Origin of the sequence: Neptunomonas sp., from assembly GCF_041601355.1 — a bacterium.
Lineage (GTDB): Bacteria > Pseudomonadota > Gammaproteobacteria > Pseudomonadales > Balneatricaceae > Neptunomonas.
The window spans coordinates 1-21,948 of record NZ_JBFIIH010000066.1 but is presented as its reverse complement, the minus strand read 5'-3'; the positions used below and the strand labels follow the sequence as shown (position 1 = coordinate 21,948).

At 46.5% G+C, this 21,948-nt stretch carries 27 protein-coding genes; 11 read left to right on the top strand and 16 right to left on the bottom strand.

The features are described 5' to 3' along the window. The 5 genes from ABY436_RS11655 to ABY436_RS11635 form a co-directional block, all read right to left on the bottom strand. Positions 1-513, bottom strand: a 513-nt coding sequence (locus ABY436_RS11655) for a pseudouridine synthase (protein WP_372739144.1), incomplete at its 3' end; no start/stop codon positions are given. Continuing rightward, positions 500-1,006 carry a hypothetical protein gene (locus ABY436_RS11650; RefSeq protein ID WP_372739143.1) on the bottom strand — a complete coding sequence of 169 codons (507 nt, stop codon included), beginning with the start codon at positions 1,004-1,006 and terminating at the stop codon, positions 500-502. The genes ABY436_RS11650 and ABY436_RS11655, both read right to left, overlap by 14 nt. A gap of 115 nt (positions 1,007-1,121) precedes the next feature. Further along, entirely contained in the window at positions 1,122-1,466 is a 345-nt protein-coding gene (locus ABY436_RS11645; RefSeq protein WP_372739142.1) for a hypothetical protein, read from the bottom strand. Between the two features lie 332 nt (positions 1,467-1,798). Beyond that, on the bottom strand, positions 1,799-2,149 hold the full coding sequence (locus ABY436_RS11640; protein ID WP_372739141.1) for a GlpM family protein: 351 nt from the start codon (positions 2,147-2,149) through the stop codon (positions 1,799-1,801). A 161-nt stretch (positions 2,150-2,310) separates the two neighbouring features. Beyond that, complete coding sequence (locus tag ABY436_RS11635) at positions 2,311-3,207, bottom strand: LysR family transcriptional regulator (protein WP_372739140.1); 897 nt, start codon at positions 3,205-3,207, stop codon at positions 2,311-2,313. A gap of 179 nt (positions 3,208-3,386) precedes the next feature. Here ABY436_RS11635 and ABY436_RS11630 point away from each other — a divergent pair, with 179 nt between their 5' ends. Continuing rightward, on the top strand, positions 3,387-3,884 hold the full coding sequence (locus tag ABY436_RS11630) for a PACE efflux transporter (RefSeq protein ID WP_372739139.1): 498 nt from the start codon (positions 3,387-3,389) through the stop codon (positions 3,882-3,884). Positions 3,885-4,025: 141 nt separating this feature from the next. Here ABY436_RS11630 and ABY436_RS11625 read toward each other — a convergent pair whose 3' ends face one another. Continuing rightward, positions 4,026-4,934 (bottom strand): LysR substrate-binding domain-containing protein, encoded by a 909-nt coding sequence (locus ABY436_RS11625; protein ID WP_372739138.1) that lies wholly within the window; start codon positions 4,932-4,934, stop codon positions 4,026-4,028. Between the two features lie 179 nt (positions 4,935-5,113). Here ABY436_RS11625 and ABY436_RS11620 point away from each other — a divergent pair, with 179 nt between their 5' ends. Continuing rightward, a complete protein-coding gene (locus ABY436_RS11620; protein WP_372739137.1) occupies positions 5,114-6,040 on the top strand; it encodes a DMT family transporter in 927 nt (308 codons plus the stop codon). A 165-nt stretch (positions 6,041-6,205) separates the two neighbouring features. Next, complete coding sequence (locus ABY436_RS11615) at positions 6,206-6,382, top strand: DUF6435 family protein (protein ID WP_372739136.1); 177 nt, start codon at positions 6,206-6,208, stop codon at positions 6,380-6,382. 173 nt (positions 6,383-6,555) lie between these two features. On the opposite strand, the gene ABY436_RS11610 is transcribed toward ABY436_RS11615, so the two are convergent. Continuing rightward, complete coding sequence (locus tag ABY436_RS11610) at positions 6,556-6,702, bottom strand: hypothetical protein (protein ID WP_372739146.1); 147 nt, start codon at positions 6,700-6,702, stop codon at positions 6,556-6,558. A gap of 27 nt (positions 6,703-6,729) precedes the next feature. On the opposite strand from ABY436_RS11610, the gene ABY436_RS11605 reads away from it, so the two are divergent. Continuing rightward, positions 6,730-6,861, top strand: coding sequence for a hypothetical protein (locus tag ABY436_RS11605; RefSeq protein ID WP_372739135.1), 132 nt, complete (start codon positions 6,730-6,732; stop codon positions 6,859-6,861). Further along, on the top strand, positions 6,858-7,451 hold the full coding sequence (locus ABY436_RS11600; RefSeq protein WP_372739134.1) for a LysR substrate-binding domain-containing protein: 594 nt from the start codon (positions 6,858-6,860) through the stop codon (positions 7,449-7,451). Before ABY436_RS11605 ends, ABY436_RS11600 begins: the two co-directional genes overlap by 4 nt. 44 nt (positions 7,452-7,495) lie before the next feature. On the opposite strand, the gene ABY436_RS11595 is transcribed toward ABY436_RS11600, so the two are convergent. After that, positions 7,496-8,812: a DUF2254 domain-containing protein gene (locus tag ABY436_RS11595; RefSeq protein ID WP_372739133.1), complete on the bottom strand. Its 1,317-nt coding sequence runs from the start codon at positions 8,810-8,812 to the stop codon at positions 7,496-7,498. Positions 8,813-8,954: 142 nt separating this feature from the next. Between ABY436_RS11595 and ABY436_RS11590 the strand changes: the two genes are divergently transcribed. From ABY436_RS11590 to ABY436_RS11575, 4 genes are all read left to right on the top strand, one after another. Beyond that, entirely contained in the window at positions 8,955-9,836 is an 882-nt protein-coding gene (locus ABY436_RS11590) for a DMT family transporter (RefSeq protein WP_372739132.1), read from the top strand. Positions 9,837-9,888: 52 nt separating this feature from the next. Further along, positions 9,889-10,113: a hypothetical protein gene (locus ABY436_RS11585; protein WP_372739131.1), complete on the top strand. Its 225-nt coding sequence runs from the start codon at positions 9,889-9,891 to the stop codon at positions 10,111-10,113. Then, positions 10,020-10,343, top strand: a complete 324-nt coding sequence (locus ABY436_RS11580; protein WP_372739145.1) for a DsbA family protein — start codon at positions 10,020-10,022, stop codon at positions 10,341-10,343. Before ABY436_RS11585 ends, ABY436_RS11580 begins: the two co-directional genes overlap by 94 nt. A gap of 137 nt (positions 10,344-10,480) precedes the next feature. After that, positions 10,481-10,960 (top strand): redoxin family protein, encoded by a 480-nt coding sequence (locus ABY436_RS11575; protein ID WP_372739130.1) that lies wholly within the window; start codon positions 10,481-10,483, stop codon positions 10,958-10,960. Between the two features lie 39 nt (positions 10,961-10,999). Here ABY436_RS11575 and ABY436_RS11570 read toward each other — a convergent pair whose 3' ends face one another. Together ABY436_RS11570 and ABY436_RS11565 are read right to left on the bottom strand one after the other, a co-directional pair. Next, on the bottom strand, positions 11,000-11,329 hold the full coding sequence (locus ABY436_RS11570; protein WP_372739129.1) for an AzlD domain-containing protein: 330 nt from the start codon (positions 11,327-11,329) through the stop codon (positions 11,000-11,002). Further along, the gene (locus ABY436_RS11565; protein WP_372739128.1) at positions 11,322-12,113 is read right to left on the bottom strand and encodes an AzlC family ABC transporter permease; all 792 of its coding nucleotides are present in this window, start codon (positions 12,111-12,113) and stop codon (positions 11,322-11,324) included. The genes ABY436_RS11570 and ABY436_RS11565 overlap by 8 nt, the downstream gene beginning before the upstream one ends. An 89-nt stretch (positions 12,114-12,202) precedes the next feature. Here ABY436_RS11565 and ABY436_RS11560 point away from each other — a divergent pair, with 89 nt between their 5' ends. Together ABY436_RS11560 and ABY436_RS11555 are read left to right on the top strand one after the other, a co-directional pair. Next, the gene (locus ABY436_RS11560) at positions 12,203-12,799 is read left to right on the top strand and encodes a YceI family protein (RefSeq protein WP_372739127.1); all 597 of its coding nucleotides are present in this window, start codon (positions 12,203-12,205) and stop codon (positions 12,797-12,799) included. 152 nt (positions 12,800-12,951) lie between these two features. Continuing rightward, entirely contained in the window at positions 12,952-13,248 is a 297-nt protein-coding gene (locus ABY436_RS11555) for a DUF3144 domain-containing protein (RefSeq protein ID WP_372739126.1), read from the top strand. Positions 13,249-13,304: 56 nt separating this feature from the next. Here ABY436_RS11555 and ABY436_RS11550 read toward each other — a convergent pair whose 3' ends face one another. The 6 genes from ABY436_RS11550 to ABY436_RS11525 all read right to left on the bottom strand — a co-directional run. Beyond that, positions 13,305-14,270 (bottom strand): hypothetical protein, encoded by a 966-nt coding sequence (locus ABY436_RS11550; protein WP_372739125.1) that lies wholly within the window; start codon positions 14,268-14,270, stop codon positions 13,305-13,307. 168 nt (positions 14,271-14,438) lie between these two features. Continuing rightward, positions 14,439-16,553 (bottom strand): site-2 protease family protein, encoded by a 2,115-nt coding sequence (locus ABY436_RS11545; RefSeq protein WP_372739124.1) that lies wholly within the window; start codon positions 16,551-16,553, stop codon positions 14,439-14,441. Further along, positions 16,550-17,947 carry an efflux RND transporter periplasmic adaptor subunit gene (locus tag ABY436_RS11540; RefSeq protein ID WP_372739123.1) on the bottom strand — a complete coding sequence of 466 codons (1,398 nt, stop codon included), beginning with the start codon at positions 17,945-17,947 and terminating at the stop codon, positions 16,550-16,552. The genes ABY436_RS11545 and ABY436_RS11540 overlap by 4 nt, the downstream gene beginning before the upstream one ends. After that, positions 17,934-18,692 carry an efflux RND transporter periplasmic adaptor subunit gene (locus tag ABY436_RS11535; protein ID WP_372739122.1) on the bottom strand — a complete coding sequence of 253 codons (759 nt, stop codon included), beginning with the start codon at positions 18,690-18,692 and terminating at the stop codon, positions 17,934-17,936. The genes ABY436_RS11540 and ABY436_RS11535 overlap by 14 nt, the downstream gene beginning before the upstream one ends. 37 nt (positions 18,693-18,729) lie before the next feature. Further along, positions 18,730-20,274, bottom strand: a complete 1,545-nt coding sequence (locus ABY436_RS11530) for a TolC family protein (protein WP_372739121.1) — start codon at positions 20,272-20,274, stop codon at positions 18,730-18,732. Between the two features lie 104 nt (positions 20,275-20,378). Continuing rightward, the coding region (locus tag ABY436_RS11525; protein WP_372739120.1) for a VCBS domain-containing protein at positions 20,379-21,948 on the bottom strand (1,570 nt) is incomplete at its 5' end.

The window sequence follows — 21,948 nt, the reverse complement described above, 5'->3', positions numbered from 1 at the left end:
TTTTGGACTGATCACATCGAGTTTAGCAGGCAAAGTTAAGGCCGCCTCACCCTGAAGCAGAACACCCTGGGAAAATCTGGAAATAACATCACCGGCAACGGTATCACGTAATTGCACACGATAAACTTTGGCGCACTGTTTTTCAGGCGTAGTGATATTGTACGACCAGCGCCCATCATCCGTGACCAGGATTAAACCCGTAGTATCTGCATCTAAACGCCCCACGATATGCAGGTCCTGCGCTTTCTCTACATCAAGATAGTTAAACACAGAGGGATAAATTTCATCAATGTTGGAGCAGATCGTATCCGCTGGTTTATGCATCATGATATAACGTGAAGCACGTGCCGTTAACACCTCCCCATTTAAAGTAATTCTATTATTTTCGTGTACTTGAGTAGCTTCATCTTTGATGACTTCACCATTCACCAGGACAATACCAGAGTGAAGCAGGACTGTTGCTTCAGACCTTATTAGCTGAGTACTTTTACAAATAAATTTATCGAGGCGCATAGAGTTCCTTTCCGTCACGAGCTTTAACCACCCGGATATTCGGATTTGACGTTAATATTGTCTGCGCTGTCTGTATCGGTATCTCAGCGTCTTTCGCGACCCCGGACGCCGTACGGTATTTGTATTTAGGGTTGGCTAACCCGACATGAAGAACCTTGTATATATCGTCAGTAGTCGGCTCTGGATCTGAATTAACTTGCTCTGTTGGCACCTCATCCGTGGTAATTTTTGCCAACTTTTCTTCAATTAAATCAATACGTTCTTTAATAGGGTCAATATCCTGATCAACATTATCAGCCAGTTCATTCAACTCAATTGAGCGATCCCCCCATGTTATCTTCACGTTTGAGCGGTCTACCAATCCCTTTAACTGATCCTTCATCAAAAAAATCAGAAAAACAACGATGATAAATAAAAGAAATGGCCAATCGATAAGCTTTAAAACCAATTGATCCCAGGGAAAGGTGGATTGAGCTTGTGCAGCGTTTTCCATAATTACCTCCACTTTCTGGCTTAATCCAGAAACAGCAGTCAATCTACATAGTACTAAAATGTGCTTATGAGCTTAACTGTAACTCAGACGGCCCTTGTTGTAAGGCTGAAGTTGGTCAGTGTTTTACATGAGGCGCATTTGAAAAATAGTCTTTCATCCAATCGTAGAGTTTATCTGTTGATAATTCAGCCAGAGGAACATGCTCAAACTGCTCTGCAGGATCTTGCGTTTTGAAGGTAAACTGATAACTAATAATATCAGGCTGCTGATCATGCAATATAAGAATAATGCGCTTCCCGCTTCTCAAACAATCAATAGTCATTACGTCAGCAGCAATTCCACTTTCCCGCATCTTCTGGCTCACACCTACGATAGGATCTATCTCTTCAAAATCCTGTTTAATCCGGCTGTGGGCTTGAGTCGCAATATCACATAATATTTTTAGATTTTTATCGGTCAAAAAGAATATCCCATAAAAGTATTGATATCATTGATTGGTCACTCTAAAAATCCAGATGAGAAATCATGTTTTCAGCAACAATCATGATAACTGAGGTTAAGAGCACCATTACAGTACTGATAATCACTGTTCGATTTGATTTTAACCAACCAAACGCTGATTCTTACCACGTAAAATTTGCACAGCAATAGCCATACATTACCCCGCCATCAGGCTACTAATATACGCAACTTGTGCGGAGCGGAGTTCAAGTATTTCACTAATCATCGTGACGTTTCTTTAGTGGATTCAACTCCATGATGTAACGTTTACATCAGATAGGGGTGCTTATATCACACCACCGATGGATGGAGTTTCATCCACCCCAGCAATAAAATAAATGCAAAAGCTAACCAAATGACGGTTGCCACTGACAGAGTCCAAAACAGACTATATTTATAGCTTAAAAAATAAACCGAAACCAAATAACCTGCATACGGAATTAATGAGTAAAGCCCAAACAGTGCGGTGACGCGAAGGTCATCCATCGTCCGTTCCACGCCTACAATATAGTGCGCTATCAGTGCAAAAGTAGGAAACAGCGGTACTAAACCGGCGATGAAAAAGCTTTTATTTTTTGAAAGCAAGGCAATCAACAACACGGCTGCAGCACCCAGCAAGCACTTTAAGAACAACGCAATCACGATTTAACACATCCTATATAAGGTTAATACCACGCTAATCTAACGTCATTATTGGCCCCGGGCACCCGCTTATCCGCTCGTAATATTGATCGGGCGTTAGTGCAAAGAACGATAATCGTATACCAGTAAGAGTTCAAGAATTACCTAGTACAACGCCTGCTTTATTCCTCAAAACGCAGGCTTTGCAGCTGTTGCAATAACCACTGCCCCGCTTTTCCCAGCGCACGATTTTCTGTCCAGACCAGATCAATACCTTGCACAATACCGGCTTGCTCATAGACCAGATCAAGTACTACCAGCTCACCTGAGTGTAACTTCTCCTTAACCACAGCCTCATGCAAAAATGCCCAGCCTATATTGGCGCAAAGCAACTCCAGGATGACGAAGGGGCTTTCTGATAACCACACCTGCGGGCTCACGGTGTAACGCTCGTGCATCTGATTATCCGGATCTAAGCTGCGCCCGACAATTTGTCTATGCTGCCTAAGATCAGCATGGGTAACCTGTTTGATTTGCGCTAACGGAAAATCGGGGGCCGCTACAGGAATCACGCGTGAGTGCCCGATACCCCGGAAACTAAAACCTTGCGGGTAATATTCCTGCTGAATCATCAAGCCTATATCCGCTCGATTGCTACGCACCAGCTCTGCAACATCACCACTGCCGGGATCAAGCAATTCTAACGTGATGTAGGGAAACGTTTCCGCAAAACGCTCTAACACCGTCAATAGAATAGGCGTAGCGACATTTTGTTCAATGGCAATACACAGCGATGCTTCATTTCTGCTGCTCAACGAAGCCGCATGGGCATTAAATTCGTGATGACTATGCAAAACTGTTTTGGCTGATTTAAGCAACACCTGGCCCGCTTCTGTAAGCACGGGACTACGGCTGCTTCGATCAAAAAGCTCAACGTTTGCATCAATTTCAAGGTTACTAATCGCGGTACTCACCGCCGACTGTACTTTGCCTAACTGACGCGCCGCCGCTGAAAATGAACCTGATTCAGCAGCCACAACAAAACACGTTAACTGTTCAATACTTGGCATCTTGCTCATACACTCTTGGATAACCTGCGAAAAAAACCAGCCAGCTTACTGCTTATCTATCTGCTTACCTATCTAAAGAATAGATACATTCTAACTATAAAACATCAATATTATCTTTAATATACTCGTCAGTTAACCAACCACCCTTTAACAAAATAATCTTTTACAAAGTAAATTGGGAGCGCACCATGGCAAAGGATATGACAGCTCATACGACAGGTAAAATGACGGGGAATATCGTTATACGTAGCGGCTTGGACAGGCTACGTTATACTTTGTTATTCGAAGCTATTTTGCTCGGCAGCTCAACGGCGGCCATGACCTTTATCCTACAACGCGACCTCCTGGAAATGGGTTATTTAGCGCTGGTTATCAGCCTCATCGCCATGTTAACCAACTACTTTTATAACTACGCTTATGATTATTTTGACACTAGCCGGGGACGTATTCCAACCGAGCGCACCCTGACACATCGAATTTATCATGCTCTGGGGTTTGAGCTGCTGTTGCTCTTTTTTACCCTGCCATTAATCATGTGGTGGCTAGAAATGAGCTTCATTAATACCCTGTTATTAGATATTGGCATGATGGCAGCAGTGGTGGTTTATACATTCCTTTTCGGACTGGGATACGATCGTGTATTCCCGATCAAACAAGCAGAACAGCTAATAATCAGCGAAGCTTAAAAATAGGCTGTAAAAACAACACATCTCTGCAGCCCTTATATAACGGGCTGCAGAGAAGATGTGCATATGTAATACATAGACTTATCCACAGATTGTGTGAGTAACTATTTTTGTTTTTTCTCTTGCTTTTATGAACTGCGTTTAGATTATTCCATCCATGTTTACATTGGATGCCTGCGCTAGTAACCAGTTTTTCAGAATGCAGGCGGTGGGACTGAGCGGCGGGTGTCCGGGATACACCAGGTAATAGCTTTTATCCAAAGGTAGTCTGTAAGCAAACGGCTCAACCAACTCTCCCCGCACTAACTCTTCCTGCACCAACAGACCATTGCTCAAAACAACACCCTGACCCCGTTTGGCTGCATCAATAGCGAGAAGTGTCTGGTCAAAGTGCATGGTAGTTATCTGCTTTCTTGCTGCAGCATCAATAGACGTAAAGCGTGCTAGCCAGTCGTCCCAGAAAGGATAAGGGCTGGCGACAATAAGGGTGACTCCGCTCAGCTGATCTGCACATTCAAGTTCAAATGAGTCTCTGTATGAAGGAGAGCATAACAACCTGACCTCGTCATCAAATATCAGGTGCGCTTCCAACGCGGGATCCTTCCCGTCGAAATGACGTATTGCCAAATCTACCGCTTCACGTTGGAAATCAACCGGCGTATTGGATGCATTAATGTGGACCTCAATGGCGGGATATCGACTCACAAAATCTCCAAGGCGGGGACCCAACCACTTGGCCGCTAAAGTTTGCGATAAAGATAAACACACCGAATCTGATGAGCGCTTCCTGGATGCTTCACTCGCAGCACTTATCTGTTCTAAAGCAGGAGCTATACGGCTGAAATATTTCATACCCCGATCAGTTACCTGCAGTTGGCGGACCTGACGCAGAAACAGCGGATAACCTAACCATAGTTCAAGCTTTTGAACTTGTTGTGATACGGCTCCCGGGGTGATATGCAACTCATCAGCAGCCTGCTTGAAACTGGCATGGCGGACTGACGCCTCAAAGGCAACCAAGGCTCGTAACGGTGGCATCGGTCTGTGCATTATTGATGTCCTGATATCGTTATCAATGAAGGAAAACCATATATTTTGACCGCTTATAAAATAGATTATCTATTCTATAAGCGAGAATAAATCGTTTGTTGCCACAATACAAATAGCTAAAATGCAAGGGTCGTTGATCAACCTACACCAGTAGGTCATTGGTCTTAGTGGAGGTCGGCATGAAATATCTAACTATTACCGCTTTTTGGGCCTTGGGTATCATTTGGGGTAGCAACTTCATTTATATGAAAATGGCGTCTGAATTAATAACAACCTCTCAGATAGTTCTGTTAAGAGTGGCATTTGGTTTTATACCAATAGCTATCTATGCTTATCTGAAAGGTGCATTAAAGCTCGCTCATCTTAAGCATGCCCGGCACTTTTTCGTCATGTCATTGTTGGCAACGACTATCTATTACTACGGTTTCGCCAAAGGCGCTTCTCTGCTTCTTTCGGGTGTGGCAGGAGCCCTCAGTGGTACTATTCCCATTTTCGCACTCTTGCTTGCACTCATATTTCTTGCTGAAGAGCCTGTCACCAAAAATCGGATTTTTGGATTGCTCGCAGGTTTTTCCGGCGTGATCCTTATTGCGCAACCTTTTTCCGCTGATATGGCTTCAACAAACCTTGAAGGTGTGATGTATATGGTCTTAGGATCATTGAGTATCGGCGCATCATTTATTTATGCTAAAAAATATATAATTCCGTTACAGATTTCTTCATCCGCCCTGACCACATATCAACTAGGGTTTAGTCTGTTAATCCTGTGTATCATCACAGACTTCAACGGTATTGAAAAAATTGGCGATGACCTACATGCCGCTATTGGAATGGTTCTTGGCCTGGGTTTACTTGGTACAGGTCTGGCATATCTCATTTATTATTTCATCATCGACAAGCTAGGCGCTGTGACCGCGTCCTCTGTGACCTATATTCCACCCGTTGTCGCGCTCATTATCGGCTCTGCTATTGTCGGTGAAGATATCGGTGCGATTGAGTATTTTGCTACCGGATTGATATTCGTAGCGATTATGCTCGTCAACAAGAAAGCTAAAGGTACAACAGGTCAATCCAATTATGCCAAACCACTTGCAGCAAAAGACTGAATAATAGTACACGGGGGGAAGTCGATTTAGACATTGACTTAATCAGGAAGCATATCAATTCAAATATGAGCTAAGCCGCCTCCCGCAAAAAAATATGCAAAAAGACTCATCTGATTTCAGTTTTACACGTATAAGAGTTTAATAATTAATTTTCAGGTAAATGTCATGTTTTCTATATTCAAATCCAGCCCTACCAAGAAACTACATAAAACTTATAGCATCAAACTAGAGGAAGCTATGATTGCACAGAGAAACGGTGACATTCATACCTATTCAATGCTGACGGAAGAAGCAGATAAAATCTGGAAGGCAATCCAGGAATTAGAAAAAAATGATAAATAGAAGATAAGGTTGACCACAATACTCCCCAGGAATACTACAGACAGGTAAGAAATTAGTTATATAACAACATATAGGGTGCATCACGCACCATGGTAGATGAATACCTATCCACCCATGAATTCAGACTGGCAAGGCAGAGTCTAGTCAAGCCCTGCACGCGAGCCCTGCTTTGACTATCGCCTCCAGACGCCCGACATCGGGATAAAGTTATCCAGGGCTTTAATACGTTCGAACCATTTCAGAACAGAGGTATATGCAGCTAGATCTATTCCACCTTCATGTGCCAAAGCAACGTACGGAAAAACAGCTATATCAGCAATGGTTGGGCGCCCCAGAGCTAACCAGTCATGCTGAGAAAGATGCGTCTCTGTTACCTGTTGCGCTGCCGACGTATTCTGGCCGATATTAACGACGCAGAGTTTTTACTGGATGCCCGCCGCGCCGCGCCAGAGGGAAAGTTATCAATTACTGCCCGATGATCTTTGGCCGTCTGCATATCGTCCCTCGACTAAACCATTACCTAAGCGAGCACCGGGGTTTACGTGTGGAACTCACGTTAGTCGACCGTGTGGTTAATATCATCGATGAGGGTTTTGATCTTGCTATACGTATAGGACACCTCGCAGACTCGTCTCTCATATCCATGCCGCTGGGCGTCACACGTCATATCATTTGCGCCAGCCCTTCCTTAGTAGAAATGCTAGGTGAGCCTAAAACACCAGATGACCTGCGCCAATGGCCTATCGTTGTTTTTAATCCACACAGTAATCAGTGGGCCTTCAACAACGGCGAAACACTCAACACTCATACTATGAATACCGTGATCTCTTCCAATCAGGTTGATAGCACTCTGGCATCGGCTATCAGTGGCTTAGGAGCCACGCGGTTATTGCACTATCAGGTAGATGAAGCGTTAACAAAAGGCCAACTCATCCGTCTGCTCCCTGAATATGAAAAAACCGCTATCCCTGTCCAGTTTGTTTACCCCCACAACCGCCTACTCTCCATCAGGGTGAGAGCTTTCCTCGATTGGGCAGCACCACAGTTAAGAGACGTGTTAGGCCACTAACGCTTTTCGTACGTCTTCAGCAAGGCTGATTAAATGTGAAATTTTTACTGTTTGTAATCCGGGGGGCTGTAATTTTTTGACGAAACGATATCTTGCGAAAACTGAGCGGCTGCCTGCACAACGGCAATATCCTCTTCCACGTTCATAGCAAGACGTGCACGTTTTAACGCCAGCTGCGCATGATAGCCCGCCGCATTTCGCATCTCCAGGTCGTCTATTGTTGCAAGGGAGTGCAGCGCCTTTTGCAAGCGCACCGACACTTCAACCACACCCGCACCGTCACGTGCAATCGCCGTAAAAGCATCATCAAACATATCCTGAACAGAAATTTCAGACACTTCAATGCGCTCATATTTTGGTGCTTGCTGAGATCCTGTAGTCACCGGTTCACTCCATTGCGTAAACAGCCTTAGAAAAGACCCCACGATAGCAATCGCCGTACCCGGATCGTTAACCGCTGGCGATAACGCACGCCCGGCAATCTCAGACAGCACGACCAAACCAAATCGTGGATCATCATCAAAAAGGCGATCAACACCCAAATGGAAAGCATCAATAACACAGGTGAAATCAATGTCAGCCGCATCATCCGGACTGCTACTAACGTAAGCCACTGGCCGGCCCGGGCCCACCAACGTCCCCGGCAAGGCAGTAACCACTAGCCGCACCTGAGCTTCTTCTGCCCATTTTTGCAGCATCGCCATATCAATATGCTGCACATACCCTGTATTGACGGCAAACACAGGCTGCCCTCTTGCCGGGGATCGCATTCTTATCCCCTGAAGTGTTGGCGCATCCCGACGTCGTTTCAGCGCCTTAGCGGTCGCCTCTTCAACCTTGTTGATCGTCGAACCCATGCGCCCGAGACGCGCAATACTGTCAACCCAGCGTACAAACGTAATAATGACAATGCTGAATACAACCGCCGTCAGGCAGAACAGGAGCAACAACCCTGCTTTTTCGAAGTAGCCATTCTTAACGGCGGTAAGCGCCACAATACTAAAAATAAATGCACCGACGAAGGTAGAGAGAGCATTTTGAGATGCATCATCGGCAATAATCAACGTAAATGACCGGGGCGTCGCTGTATTGGCGGCCGAACTATAGGCCGACACCATGGATGTTACCGAAAAAGTAGCGATTACCAACATACTCGAGGCCATGATGGACAATAGAGTATCCAGAGATTGCGCTGTAACAGAGGGCAGAACCTGAATTAACAGAGCATTGCTATCTGCGATTTTTGCTGCAAACACACAAGCGATGGATAACAGGCAAACAACAAATGGTTTTAACCACAGCCGTTCACGAAGCCGGCCGAGTACAAACCGGAGGCGATCACCCGAAATTAAAGCAGCCATCATATTCTCCTTTTATGCCATCGCCTCTGTCAGTCTAATGACGAACGTCACGAAAACAAAGAAACCAAATGAATTATTCGGTTAGTATTGAACCAGATACTAACCCGCTCGTTCATATCGCACTATATGGATATCAAATTTAATGAACATTGATAGTAAACATGCCTTACTTGCGATGATTCTGCTTGGAATGAGTTTAATTCCCATAGGCGACTCAGCGGGGAAGCTACTCACCGAAGCAGGGGTTTCTCCGGCATTTATTGCATGGAGCCGATTATTAATAGGCTTTATCATTATTCTTCCGTTTAGTGGTTTAGTGCGCTCAGAGCTAAAGTTACTCTATGACTGGCGCTTGCTATGTCGTGCAGTGCCCTTCACCACTGCTATCTTTTGTATGATCTCTGCACTCAAAACTGAGCCCATCGCCAACGCCTTCGGTATTTTTTTTATCGGGCCGATTGTGGCCTATTTTCTTGCAGCAGCGGTACTGAAAGAGCGGGTAACACTACTGCGCTCAGTGTTATTATTTATCGGTTTTGCTGGTGTCGCGCTGGTGGTAAAGCCAGCCGTTGGTCTCACAACAGGAATGCTGTTCGCCGTCATTGCCGGCGTTTGTTATGGCGCTATGTTAGTGGCTAACCGCTGGCTTTCGGGTTTCTTTCGGCCACGCTTGATACTGGTATCAACATTACTCGCCGGCAGCATCGCATTAGCACCTGCCGGCATCCCGGACATCCCAAAGACAGTTGATAGCTACATTGCCGGGTTAGTGATGATCTCTTCTTTAGCCTCGGCATTGGGTAACCTCATTATTATTGAGGTTAGCCGCCGCGTAGATGCCAACATTGTAGCGCCGTTCGTCTACTCTCAGTTGGTAACAGCCGCCATATTAGGCGCTCTTCTCTTTAATGAATGGCCAGACGCCTACAGTCTGTTGGGCCTGGCAATTATTTTCACATCTGGCATCTTGTCATTTGTGCTTTCAAATCGAAAAACAACAATAAAACAGGCGCTTTCGGGTTAAATACTTTCCATTAAACAGGTTCTGATTTACTAACAGCAGAAAAGGCATCCTTATGACAGCCCGGCAACTGGATTTCTACTTCGGCTACCTGTCTCCGTACGCCTATTTCAGCTGGCGCTGGATACAGCCTATTTGCACAAAATACGGCCTGACATTAAATGCACATCCTGTCGTATTTGGTAAATTATCAGCGCCATCTTTGAAGCCGGATGGTCTCGCGAAATTGACCTTGCCTCTGAAGCAGACCTTGCCAACGTACTTGAATCACTCGGTTTAAACAGTCGCGAAATGCTCAATACGATTAAAACACCTGATGCAAAAGCCGAACTCCGACACGAAACCAGCCAAGCCATTGCGCGAGATGTTTTTGGTGTGCCGACCTTTATCGTGGATGGCGAGCTTTTCTGGGGAAATGATTCACTCAACCGGCCAAAGGTAGAAGAGATGCTCGCCCGGCGGCGCGGTATTGACCGGAAGACTTTTATTCAACGTCAAAACAAAAAGTAGTACACGCACCACTTTTATGTGTTGTTAATGTCATAGATATTACTTCGGCTGATTTAAGGCTTCCCGGCAATATAAACCAGCAAACAATGAACTTAGCGACAAGGATGTTTCTTTCTCATAAACAATGGAGAAACGACATGACAAGCATCATCACCTACGGACAAGCACCCGAACTGGAAGTAGTGACCTGGCTTAACACGAAGCAGCCGCTCAAGTTATCTGCTTTACGCGGTAAAGTTATCGTTATCCATGCCTTTCAAATGCTATGCCCGGCGTGTGTGGTACATGGCATTCCACAAGCAAGCGCTATACACGAACTGTACTCACAAGACGATGTTCAGGTTATTGGCCTGCATACTGTTTTTGAACATCACAACGTAATGACTGTAGAAGCGCTGACAGCCTTCGCGGCAGAATATCGCTTAACATTTCCTATCGCCGTAGACACCCCTTCAGGCACCGGGCCCATACCCAAAACAATGGCCGCCTACTATATGCAAGGCACCCCCACACTGATTGTAATCGACCAGCAGGGACAAATAAGACATAACCTCTTTGGTCGTACAAGTGATATGCAGGTGGGTAATTTGATAGGACAAATAATCGCTGAAGTGTAAATAACGACTGTGTTGGGCTGGATTTTTATCCAGCCGTATTCAACCGATCAACCAGCGATAGCCCCATAAAAAAGTCATACCGCCCAAAATTGGCCACAGCAAACTTTTAAAATAGCTAGCCAAAACAACAGCAACGCAGCCTGCCAGAATTTGCGCCAACTCTACTTGTAAGCCATCGGCTTGCTTACTGAATACAATCGGGGGGATACATAAAGCAGCTAAAATCGCCGGGGGTAACAACAAGAGTACCGGCTGACAGCGCGCTAGTAGTGGCCCTAGTTTTCCATGCATCTGAATAAAAGAAAGGCGTATCAAATAAGTGGCCAGGCCGCACATAAAAAACAGCCCCCACAAACTCCAATCACTCATGCGGACGCCCCATCACTGAATTAAAAGAACGGCCAGCGATACGCGGCAATATCAAACCCGCAACCACACCAAAAACCACAGCCAACACAAAACCCAGGTTATAAGGCAGCCCCTGTAAAAAGATAGCGGCTAACCCTGAAACCACCGCAACAATCAGCAATAACCGATTGGTAATCGTCGACATTAACATCGCAAGAAACGCCAGAGGAATCGTAAAGCCCAGCATCCATTCAGGTGGAATACTGGCTCCGACCGCGATACCCAATAGCACAGACAACACCCAACTCACCCACAACGCCAGCGCTGTACCTAAGTAATAACTGATACGTTCAGCATCCGAGCGTTGCTGCTGATCAGGCGCAATGCACAGGCCATAAGCCTGATCAGATAAAATGTACGCAACAGGCAAGCGGTAGCGTTTTTTCAGGGGATAAAACAGCGGGGCAAACGTCGCGCTGTAGATAGCAAAACGTAAATTAATGACGATGGTGGTTAACACAATCACGACAAACGCTGCATTTTCCTGAATAAGCTGCATGGCGGCTAACTGCGCCGACCCGGCAAAAAACATCACCGTCATTCCCATGATCAATTCGGGACTCATATCCAGAGCCACACCATTAGCCCCAACAATCAGACCAAACGGTAGCACGCCTGATACCAGCGGCATCAGATCCCTGACACCCTGCCAAAACTGTGATCGATAATCCCTGATCTGCATTGCTAACTGATACTCTAAAAAATTTTCAACAAGGAAAGGAAGGTTACGCTCCTTAGGTAGCACACTCAATAACTGAACAAAACAGACAAACAAGAATCAAAGCAATACACTGTTGCATAAATATACAAATACTCAAGATAAGGAGATCAACCATGAACCACTACTACGCTAAACTCACGGCACCCAAAGCACTACTAGCCATAGCGCTGGGTAGTATGCTGAGCTTAACGGCACAGGCAGACTGGCAACTGGATAATGCTCAATCTTCACTTAATTTCATTTCAATCAAAAATGTAGATGTCGCAGAAGTTTTTCATATCACACAACTTCAGGGCAACTTAAACGATGCCGGGGCACTGGAGATTAAACTGGATTTGGACAGCATAAAAACCCAGATAGATATCCGTGATGAGCGGATGCGCGAGCACCTATTTGATACTGAAAAATTTAAAGTAGCCACCTTAACGGCTCAACTAACCAGCGAAACACTCAACACCATTAAGCAAGGGGGAGTTCTTAACAGTAACATTGCAGGTGTATTAAATTTTCATGGTTTAGAAAAGCCCATTACTGCCAACATTACTCTGATGTCTGACGGTAAAACTATTCTTGCATCCAGTCAGCAGCCGGTCATTATACAGGCGGCCGACTTCGGCCTGGATAGCGGCATAGATAAACTGCGTGAACTGGCGGGACTTTCAAATATTGGTCACTCAATACCAGTAAGCTTCAATCTTGTTTTAAAATAAACGACTTCTTACAGAAGATAGTTCCCGGCGATGAGGTTGATATCAACCTCATCGGCTAGCGCATCGACCTCAGATAGCCATTCAGTCTTTCATCCTGCATGATACTTCTTGTAAAGTAAGTGCAAAACTCAACTCACATAGGTACAACACACATGGCCAGTAAAGAAACGGCTTCGAATTTATTTAAAATGGCTGATGAGTTTATTGAACTAGCCAATCGTTTAGTAACATCGGAAAATAAAGACCTGGAAGATGTAGGGTCGGCATTACGCTATGCCTCTGCACGTTTTAGTGCCCATGAAACGGCGTATAAATCTAAGGATCTGGCCGCGGAACGCAACGACGCATTAGCCTGGTTCTCAAAGCAGTATTCTGACATGCTGGAAGAAAACTTAGATCAACATATTGAGCACTTTGAAACACTTAAAAATAAGACAGAAAATCATTAAGTGCCCTTGTTGAACAGCTTCTCTACAGATCTGACAGGACGTTAGATCTCACCCTGCTATTCTGCTGACAGCTCCTCGTTTGTATCCCAGGCATTGATCGTTTTTCCAGACTTTTGAATTAATTTTTTCTTAACCTGATCCAGCTTAATAGCATAGCCATTGCCGCCGATCCCGCTAAACACCTCATCGGTAAACACAATGACCTCGTTATTATAAAATGTAACCGCCTCTTTTTGAGTCACGATACCCAGGTCAATCTGATACACATCTCCGGAGAAGAAGTCATCACCTTGCCAATTTTCAATCAACCACAAGCGCTCCGAATCCAGTAACACGAGTTTGCTCCGATCAGGGCTTAAGGCGGCCGATGTGATCCAACACAGCTCTTTAATGGTGGTGCAGGTTGCGAATTCATTGATGTATTCTGTTTCGAAATTTGCCGCATAATCGCCTATACGGTAAAGCCGTGTTTTTCCATCAAAAGGGCGGCTACGATTTTTCGTAAAAAGATAAAGACTGCGCTGAAAATAAATAAAAGCTTCCACATCGTAATGTGCATTTTTGCGTACTACCTGACCCTCTACCGGCTTGAATTCCGGGTTGGTAAATTTGATGATTTCTGCGTGGGTTGTATCAGACTTAATATCAATTGGGTTTTCAATTTTGTAAATAGTCAGCCATTCGCGATCGTTGTCATTATTACCAAAATCACCAATAAAGAAATGCCCGAAATCGTTCTGGGTCATATCTTCCCAATCCCAGTTTTTGGCGTTTTCTATTTCAATAGTGCGCTTAATTTCACCATTGGCACTTAACTGATAAAGCCTGGGTGAATCTCCCCCATCGTTTATTGCCCATAGTTGCAAATTTTTATCAAATTCGATACCTGAGATCTCTTCTAATTGCTTATCAAAACTGATGAATTTACTGCTATTGAGAAGCCATATTCTGTAGCCCAGCAAGCAAAGAAATGCCACAAAGCAGATAATTACAAGACGATAGATTGATTTTTTAGTCAGCATTAAAAATAGTACATACACTTCTTAGAAGTAAAACTGCCATTGTAACGCAAAAACGTAACGCAATAAGGAGAAATAGCCGGATGGGATAAGTAAGAGACAGAACTCTTATTGCTGCCCTCCTCTCACGAACCTCCCCTCTGAGTTGACAATGACGTATACCAGAGCCGACTAAAAACCGCTCTCAAACACCAGTATTGCACTGGCTTTAGTGATGAATCGTTCGATAAAGCTTCGACTCTCCCCTTCCAGGCGCAAGTTTCCCGTCATCACCTGTGCAGGTGCGCGAAATTTCGAATCCGGACGCAACAGCACCCTATAAACGGGTGTTTCAGGTATCAAAGTACCATCCTTAGACTCGCGTACTGCAATGCCCCCCCCATAGATTGAAGCCAGATAGGGTTCAGTTAACATGCGGCTACTCGCTGAATCGATTGCATCAACGATGACCTCCACAGGTTCAAGTAATGCGTCATTTGGATAAAACCATCCTTTAGCACCGAGGCTGATCTGCATCAGGTCCTGTTCGGTAACATAGGCTTCCAGCAGTCCGGAATCAGGCCCCACCACAGTTGCCAGAAAAGTACCTGCCGGCAACCAGTCACCCACTGAAAGCGTCCCCAGTCGATCCACCAGAACACCATCAATATTACTGCGAACACTCAGTTGCTGTTGCTGTTGCAGGCGCGCCTGCTGCGCTGCGCGTTCAGCCTCAAGTTCACTCCATAACATCGCAGAGCGTTGCTGTAATTCAGCACTAACACCTTTTAAACCCAACTGAGTATTAATCATTTGAATACGATGCTGCCCCTGCACAATGGCGTAATCCAGATCAGGTGAATACTGTTGAACCAGTAACTGATCTGTCGTTACAGCATCATCCAGATCGACCAATACGTCAGTGACCTGCCCCTCCTGCAACGTGAACACTTGTGTCTGTTGCTCTGCACGCCAGACACCCGGCAGTGATATAAGGGTATCCCAGGGGTAAAGCAGGACAATCAGCAACGAAACTATGAACAGCAGCGTGCTAACCATTTTGTTATTCAGCCTCATATCCTTTTTACGCATCCACCATTGTTTAACCTCATTAAAAGCTGGCATAAAAATAAACCAAGACAGCTCCACCATCATCAAAAAAATACCCAGCGCCTTAAAAAACAAAAAATAAACTAACAACGCAATCCCGAGGAATAGAAAGAATCGATACAGCCAGGTTGCAAAAGCATAAATAATTAAAAAGCGCTGTCTAGATGCTGGAAAGTACTCGGGAGGCGAATCACCAAAGCCAAATAAAGCTTCACGTAAACGCCAGCGCCCCAATGCAAATGCCCGATTCTGCAGGTTGGGCATTTCCAGCCAATCCGACATCAGGTAGTAACCATCAAAACGCATAAAGGGGTTCATGTTAATTAGCAGTGTTGCGATCCAGGTCGTTGTGGCAATCAGAAATACGGCGCTGCGCAACGGACCATCGGCCATGAATGACCACAGCAGTGTAGCGATCGCTGCCAAAGATAGCTCAACCAGTATGCCGGCCGCACCAATCATCAGGCGTTGACGCCTCGACACCAGTTTCCAGGAATCGCTGGCATCGGTATACAACACCGGCCAGAGCACCAAAAACGCTACCCCCATGCTGGGTACCCGACAACCAAATGCTTTAAGAGCATAGGCATGCCCAAATTCATGTAACACTTTCACCGCCACCAATGAGGCACCAACAATCAGCATTCCCTGCACACTGAACATATACGGAAAAGTTGCCAGAAATGTCTCCCACTGGCGCTGTACCAGAACCAATCCCAAAATAGCACTAAAGGCAATTATCAACAGAAAGACAGGCGACCATAGCCATTCAACCGCTGACAGCGTTGCGTTCAGAAAGCGATCCGGGCGAATAATGGAGATACGCACGAACAGGTAGTTCTTTAACAGCCATTTAAAGCGTCCGACCTGCTGCGACCTGTACTGCTGCATCAGACGTTCAGTCCCCAACTGACCGGTGAGTTGAATCAGATTATGTGCGGAAAGAAACTTACCTACCTGCTCTACTTCCTCAACACTTACTTTAAGCGCCGTGGTCGCATTCAGGTGAGTCGCTATCAGTTGAGCAGATTGGCGGTACCAGTTACTCAGCACCTCAAACTCTAACCACCCCAGCCTGAAGAACCGATTGACCACCGGGTCATGCAAAACCCATAAAGGCGAGCCATCGGCTGCACGCCCTCCCTTAAAAAGAGATAATTCTTCCCGCAAAGGCGGCAATAAGCTCTGATTACTCATAAGCCCAGATATTGACGCACTGCGAAATAGGGACGCCGCAAAAGATAAACAGCCAATATCGTCTTCTCGCCATAGAGCTTAGCCGACCCTTTGAGTCCGATGCGGGGCAAATCCTCAGCATTACGATATTCAGCAACGAGCCGATAGGCAAAGGCTCCGGCCGGATTCATGCTGGCCTGATAACTTAAAAACCGTAACTCTGCCGGAATTGACTTATGTGCCGATACATTCAGGAATAACTGCACATCAGCACCGCTCTCCAACGCAATCGCATCAGCGACCGGCAACTGAATCTCGAGTTCAACATCGTTTGGATCAGCCACCAGCAAAATCCGCTCACCCAAGGCTACCGGGCGACCAACCCAATCATTGACATCATCAAAGATGGCAATGCCATCCCGCGGGCTGCGAATAACAATACGCTCCAGTAACCCCTGATAATATCCAACCTCTGCGGCATGCTGTTCAACTTGTCCACGTAATGCCGATAAACCCGCTTTACTGCTGCTATCAAAAACAGCCTGTTGGGCTGCCTGGCGGTATTCAGCTTCTGCGCTCTGCATCGCCTTTATGGCTATCTCCAGTTGATTAGCAATACGCGCATCATCAAACACCAGCAATGGCTGGTCTTTTTTAACCACCTGATTGGGCTGAACCTGAAACTCCTTAATGACGCCATCAACGGCACTGCGAACAATAACCGGGTTACGCGGAATGACTTCTGCCGGAGCTATCACTGACTGACGTATCGGAAAAAAACACAGCGCCACGAACAATATAACCAGTAAAAGAGTGACTTTGTTCCTGTTAATAGTAAGCGAAGACAACAGCGATTTTTTGCCACTAAGCGCGAACCAGGCATGCCCGTACGCATCGGCCAGACTGGCTAACAGAGTGAGTTCAGAGTCATTCCATGGTGCTTCACGCACCAAAAAAAGAATGCCTGTTAACTCTCCCTGTGGGGAGTGCAGCGGCACGAGTAGCCCTTGTTCCGGCAACCAGTCAGACCATTCCTGCTGCAACGCCTCTGGCAGATCCGGAGCACCTAAAGGTTTAAGTTCAATAGAGTCGGATAGTGTGAGGTGACGAAAAACCTTGCTGATCCAAACGATGAAGGGGGCGTTTTTCTCCGGTGTCACCAGCCCTGAAACAGTAATGACTTTGCCCTGTCCGGCAGTGCTATGCTTCCATAAAAGACTCTGACGATAGCGCACCAGATTGTGAGTTTCGTTACACAGCGTAAAACCAATTTCTGTTTCACTTTCACAATGTCTGACCCTTTTTTCCAGTTCCAGCACCTGAGCCAGCAGGCGCAGGGATCGATCAGAGCCAGCAACGTCCGCCCGGGGCTTGGCAGCAGGATTAATTGTTGATGAGTTTTCAGGGTTTAGCAAAGATAGCTACTCCGCTCATGCCCGGCATGAGACCGGGATCCGTACGTTGCAGACGCCCAAAGATCTTCACAGAACGGCTAACCGGGTCAATGACCGGCGAGATACGCGACACCTGAACAGTTAAACGACGACCACTCTCATCAATCTCAAGTTCAAATTCCTGTTGAGGCTTGAGCCACATTAACCAATTCGAAGGGACCAGCGTTTCAACTTCTAAGGGGGCATCATCGATAATTGATAACATCTCTTGCCCTTCGGCTACAAATTGATGACGTTCCACAAAGCTGGCCACGACCTTGCCAGAAAAAGGCGCATAAATCTGACAACGATCAACCACTGCATTCATCATTGTTTTTTCGGCGCCGGCCGCTCCCAGGCGTGCATTTGATACGTCCATTTCCAGCGTACTGATCGAGCCAAGCCGATCAAGATCAGTATTCACCTGATTGACCTGTCTCGCCTCAACATAGAGTGCTTTCGCCTTAGCCAGCCGAGCCTGATGCAGCGTGCAATCCAGACCGAAAAGTTTATCCCCCTTCTTAAATGACTGCCCCTCCAGCTTCGGAAATGCATCAACCCTACCGGAGAGTTCACTGGATAAAATCACGTTATGGCGCGCCACAAGTTGAGCACGAACTGAACCAGAATCCATGGACTGCGCCTCAGCCGCGTAACCCACCGGAAGCGCCAACCACGACAGCACAAACAGCCCGCAAAACCTCTGTTTAGACTTTAATATATTCATGGTAACCACTTATACTCAAACAATAAAAATGAGATCTTCAAAATGATTCAGCCTTAATCAGCGCTATATTTTCACCACGATTCCATTGGCGCATTACATCTCCGATCGCCGTCTTAAGCGTATACAGATCATCACTTTCGATCACCTCCGGCACAGGGTTAAGCCCCATCGTGACATACAGATTTGAGATAGCCGAATCCAACTCCGCATAGGATTGATAATGACTGACTTCGGCCAGCAGGGCCGCCAGTTTTCCACGAATTTCCTGTAACGGAGTCTGCGCATTGGCGAGCGACGCATTTTTAATATGGCCATATATACGTTGTTCGATATTATTCAACATACTGATATGTTGATAAGCATGCTCTCGGCGAAGGAAGTCCTGATAAGCGACATGCACCTGAGTAATGACTGCGACCGCCAGTGCGACACGCCTGAAATCACCTATCTCTTCATGCGCTTTGGAGATCTGTTTAATTGTAGGTCCGGACACCAGATTAATCAGACTCCAGCTAACACGCATACCCGCCTCATTCCACTGGTTATTAACCAGGTAGGAGTTACTGTCGTAATTAATGCCTGCATTAAATGTCAAACCCGGCATTAATCGCAGCAGAGCCTTACGACTTTCCAGTGCCGTGATGCGTTTTTGGTACGCTTCTTCTCTCAGTTCTGGGCGATTAACAAGCGCCGTGCGCTCCATATCCAAAACATCGAAATTAACAGTGGGAATCTCTACCTGATCCATCGAAGGCAGCACCACTTCAAACTCAGTCGTCGGCGGCAGCCCCATCAATAATGCCAGCTCAACTTTCGCCACCATCATATCGTTCTGAACTTGCTCCAGGTTGCGGATAATTTCAACCAGCCCCTTCTGGTAACCTAAGGACACGAGCGGCGCGACCAGGCGTTTACGCTCAATAACCTGAGAATCCTGAAGTGCCTGCTGCGCCTGTACCAGCAGTGGCTGAACCTCTTTCGCCAAAGGAGTCGTGGTAGCGGCCCGCCAATATGCAGTTCGCACCTGCTGAACAATTTGATTGATCATGCTGCGCTTTTTTTCCTGCGCAATAAAAACCTGATCGGAATTCTGTTTCGCCTGCAGAAAACTAACCCCAAAATCGAGTACATTCCAGGTCATTGTCAAATCTGCTGTATTTCTGTCACGATCCTGACTGATCGAGGGATTATTCGAGACCACACCTGTTGCTACATTGCGGCTATTATTCAGGTTATCGTTAGAGCGGGTAATCCAGCCAGCGCTGGCAGCAACCCGGGGTAGCATATTGACATGCTCTAAATCCAATTCTCCATTCTTAAGCACAACTTCCATCATGGATAGACGGTAATTAAGATTATATTTTATCGCACGGGCAATCGCCTCTTCCAGCGTAACAGGGCCGGTAATCGCTTCCTGATCAGCAAACATATCCGCACGATCAGCGCGAACTAACTCTTTTTGCTCATCCTTTGTAATAAACTGCGGCTGAATCGAACATCCCCCAAGCAGAACAACAAGCGCTACCCCTGCTAACAGTTTCCTGTACAGCTTACTTCCTCTATCGTTAACATCAGTCGTCATCAAATCGTTCTCATTAAATATAATGTGTTCTTTTAGTACACCAGCAGAACAGAGATTGCCGTTCATGCCCGTAATATGCGGAATTACAGAATTTATCATAATAATCAACGGCTCTCATTAAGGGCGAAAACCGCCTCTAATGCATCGGATAACTGATCAAGAACAGAAGGTTCACGGGCAGCTAAAAGCTGCGCAGAAAGCCCTTGCTTACCCCTCACAACCTGCTCGCCCGATGGCTCAGCAGCATCGTCAGGCACAGCATACGATGTGGATAGATCCATTTCATCATTAATGTCGGGCTTGCCCGACACTTGCGTTGCAACCTCGTCCTGATGCAGACGAACTTTTAAACGGAATGTCACTTGTGCATTCAGGCCAGCTGAGTCTTTAGCCGTGACCACAACAAGCAGTTCTTGTCCTTCATATTCCGGCGTAGGGATACCTGTGAAAACACCGGTATCCGGATCAAAACTTAACCAGCCGGGCAATGCAGAACCATCAGAAAGAGTCGCCTCCAGACTGACAGAAGCACTGCTATCACTATGAGCAAAGATTCCCTCAGGTAAGGTATAGGTAAAAGACTCACTAATACTGACCAGGTAGTCACTCGGGTTATACACTGCCGAGAGTGTTACACCTGTGTATTCTCCGTCCGGCAATAGCCACTGAGCAGGCTGTATACCGGTATCTGAGCGGCTCAGTGCAGACAGTGTTTCTGACAACCTATCAATACTGTCAATATGTATACCCAGCGTACTCTTACTGATATCAGCAGAAGGCTCACCAAGCGTCGCTGGCGAATACAATGAGTTAGGTGGCAGAACCTGAGCGGGGTTACTATCAATGATCAGGTTCGAGGCATCGTATATACCGCTGACATTCACCGTAAAAGTCTGCTTCACCAATGGGCCGTCAGCATCGGTGACGCTCAAAGTGAAGGTGTCGCTGCCGCTCTCGCCGTCATCCAGTGCTTCGATCGCCGCATCATTCTTGATGTAGCGGTAAGCACCGGTCGCGGTGGTCAGGGTTAAGGTGCCATAAATACCTACCTTACTGTAAGTGCCGTCGGTGTTATCTGTGCCGCCATCGATACCGAAGGTCAAGGGCTCCACATCTACATCCTCGCCCACCAGAGTGCCGCTGAGGTTACTGTCACGGGTAGTGTTGGTCTGATCTATCTCGGCAATGCTGGCCGCCGTGACCGCCGCCAGCGTCGGTGCATCATCGGCGCCACTGAGATTCACCGTCAAGGTCTGCGTCAGCAGCGCACCGTCAGCATCAGTGACGCTGAGGGTGAAGAGATCAGAAACCGACTCGCCGTCATCCAGTGCTTCGATCGCCGCGTCATTCTTGATGTAGCTGTAAGCACCGCTGCTGCTGTCCAGCGTCAGCGTGCCGTACGTGCCCACTTTTGTGATGGTGTTGCCGCTGCCAGTAATAATCCCTGTGTTAATACCGTAAATCAGAGTGTCACCATCGACATCCGCGCCCACCAGGGTGCCACTGAGATTGGCATCGCTAGTGCTGGCGGACTGATCTACTTCGGCAATCGTTGCCGTGGTTATTGCCGCCAGTGTTGGTGCGTCATCCCCGCCGCTGACATTCACCGTCATGCTCTGCGTCACCAGCGCACCATCGGCATCAGTGACTGTGAAGGTGAAGAGATCGGAACCC

Excerpts from the sequence above, each read along its gene's own strand:
- ABY436_RS11600 (WP_372739134.1), top strand. The coding sequence starts at position 6,858 with ATGATCTTTGGCCGTCTGCATATCGTCCCTCGACTAAACCATTACCTA.
- ABY436_RS11555 (WP_372739126.1), top strand. The coding sequence starts at position 12,952 with ATGGCCAGTAAAGAAACGGCTTCGAATTTATTTAAAATGGCTGATGAG.
- ABY436_RS11575 (WP_372739130.1), top strand. The coding sequence starts at position 10,481 with ATGACAAGCATCATCACCTACGGACAAGCACCCGAACTGGAAGTAGTG.
- ABY436_RS11560 (WP_372739127.1), top strand. The coding sequence starts at position 12,203 with ATGAACCACTACTACGCTAAACTCACGGCACCCAAAGCACTACTAGCC.
- ABY436_RS11545 (WP_372739124.1), bottom strand. The coding sequence starts at position 16,553 with ATGAGTAATCAGAGCTTATTGCCGCCTTTGCGGGAAGAATTATCTCTT.
- ABY436_RS11615 (WP_372739136.1), top strand. The coding sequence starts at position 6,206 with ATGTTTTCTATATTCAAATCCAGCCCTACCAAGAAACTACATAAAACT.
- ABY436_RS11620 (WP_372739137.1), top strand. The coding sequence starts at position 5,114 with ATGAAATATCTAACTATTACCGCTTTTTGGGCCTTGGGTATCATTTGG.
- ABY436_RS11595 (WP_372739133.1), bottom strand. The coding sequence starts at position 8,812 with ATGGCTGCTTTAATTTCGGGTGATCGCCTCCGGTTTGTACTCGGCCGG.
- ABY436_RS11550 (WP_372739125.1), bottom strand. The coding sequence starts at position 14,270 with ATGCTGACTAAAAAATCAATCTATCGTCTTGTAATTATCTGCTTTGTG.
- ABY436_RS11535 (WP_372739122.1), bottom strand. The coding sequence starts at position 18,692 with ATGAATATATTAAAGTCTAAACAGAGGTTTTGCGGGCTGTTTGTGCTG.
- ABY436_RS11570 (WP_372739129.1), bottom strand. The coding sequence starts at position 11,329 with ATGAGTGATTGGAGTTTGTGGGGGCTGTTTTTTATGTGCGGCCTGGCC.
- ABY436_RS11590 (WP_372739132.1), top strand. The coding sequence starts at position 8,955 with ATGAACATTGATAGTAAACATGCCTTACTTGCGATGATTCTGCTTGGA.
- ABY436_RS11585 (WP_372739131.1), top strand. The coding sequence starts at position 9,889 with ATGACAGCCCGGCAACTGGATTTCTACTTCGGCTACCTGTCTCCGTAC.
- ABY436_RS11630 (WP_372739139.1), top strand. The coding sequence starts at position 3,387 with ATGGCAAAGGATATGACAGCTCATACGACAGGTAAAATGACGGGGAAT.
- ABY436_RS11625 (WP_372739138.1), bottom strand. The coding sequence starts at position 4,934 with ATGCACAGACCGATGCCACCGTTACGAGCCTTGGTTGCCTTTGAGGCG.
- ABY436_RS11605 (WP_372739135.1), top strand. The coding sequence starts at position 6,730 with ATGCTGAGAAAGATGCGTCTCTGTTACCTGTTGCGCTGCCGACGTATT.
- ABY436_RS11635 (WP_372739140.1), bottom strand. The coding sequence starts at position 3,207 with ATGAGCAAGATGCCAAGTATTGAACAGTTAACGTGTTTTGTTGTGGCT.
- ABY436_RS11650 (WP_372739143.1), bottom strand. The coding sequence starts at position 1,006 with ATGGAAAACGCTGCACAAGCTCAATCCACCTTTCCCTGGGATCAATTG.
- ABY436_RS11530 (WP_372739121.1), bottom strand. The coding sequence starts at position 20,274 with ATGACGACTGATGTTAACGATAGAGGAAGTAAGCTGTACAGGAAACTG.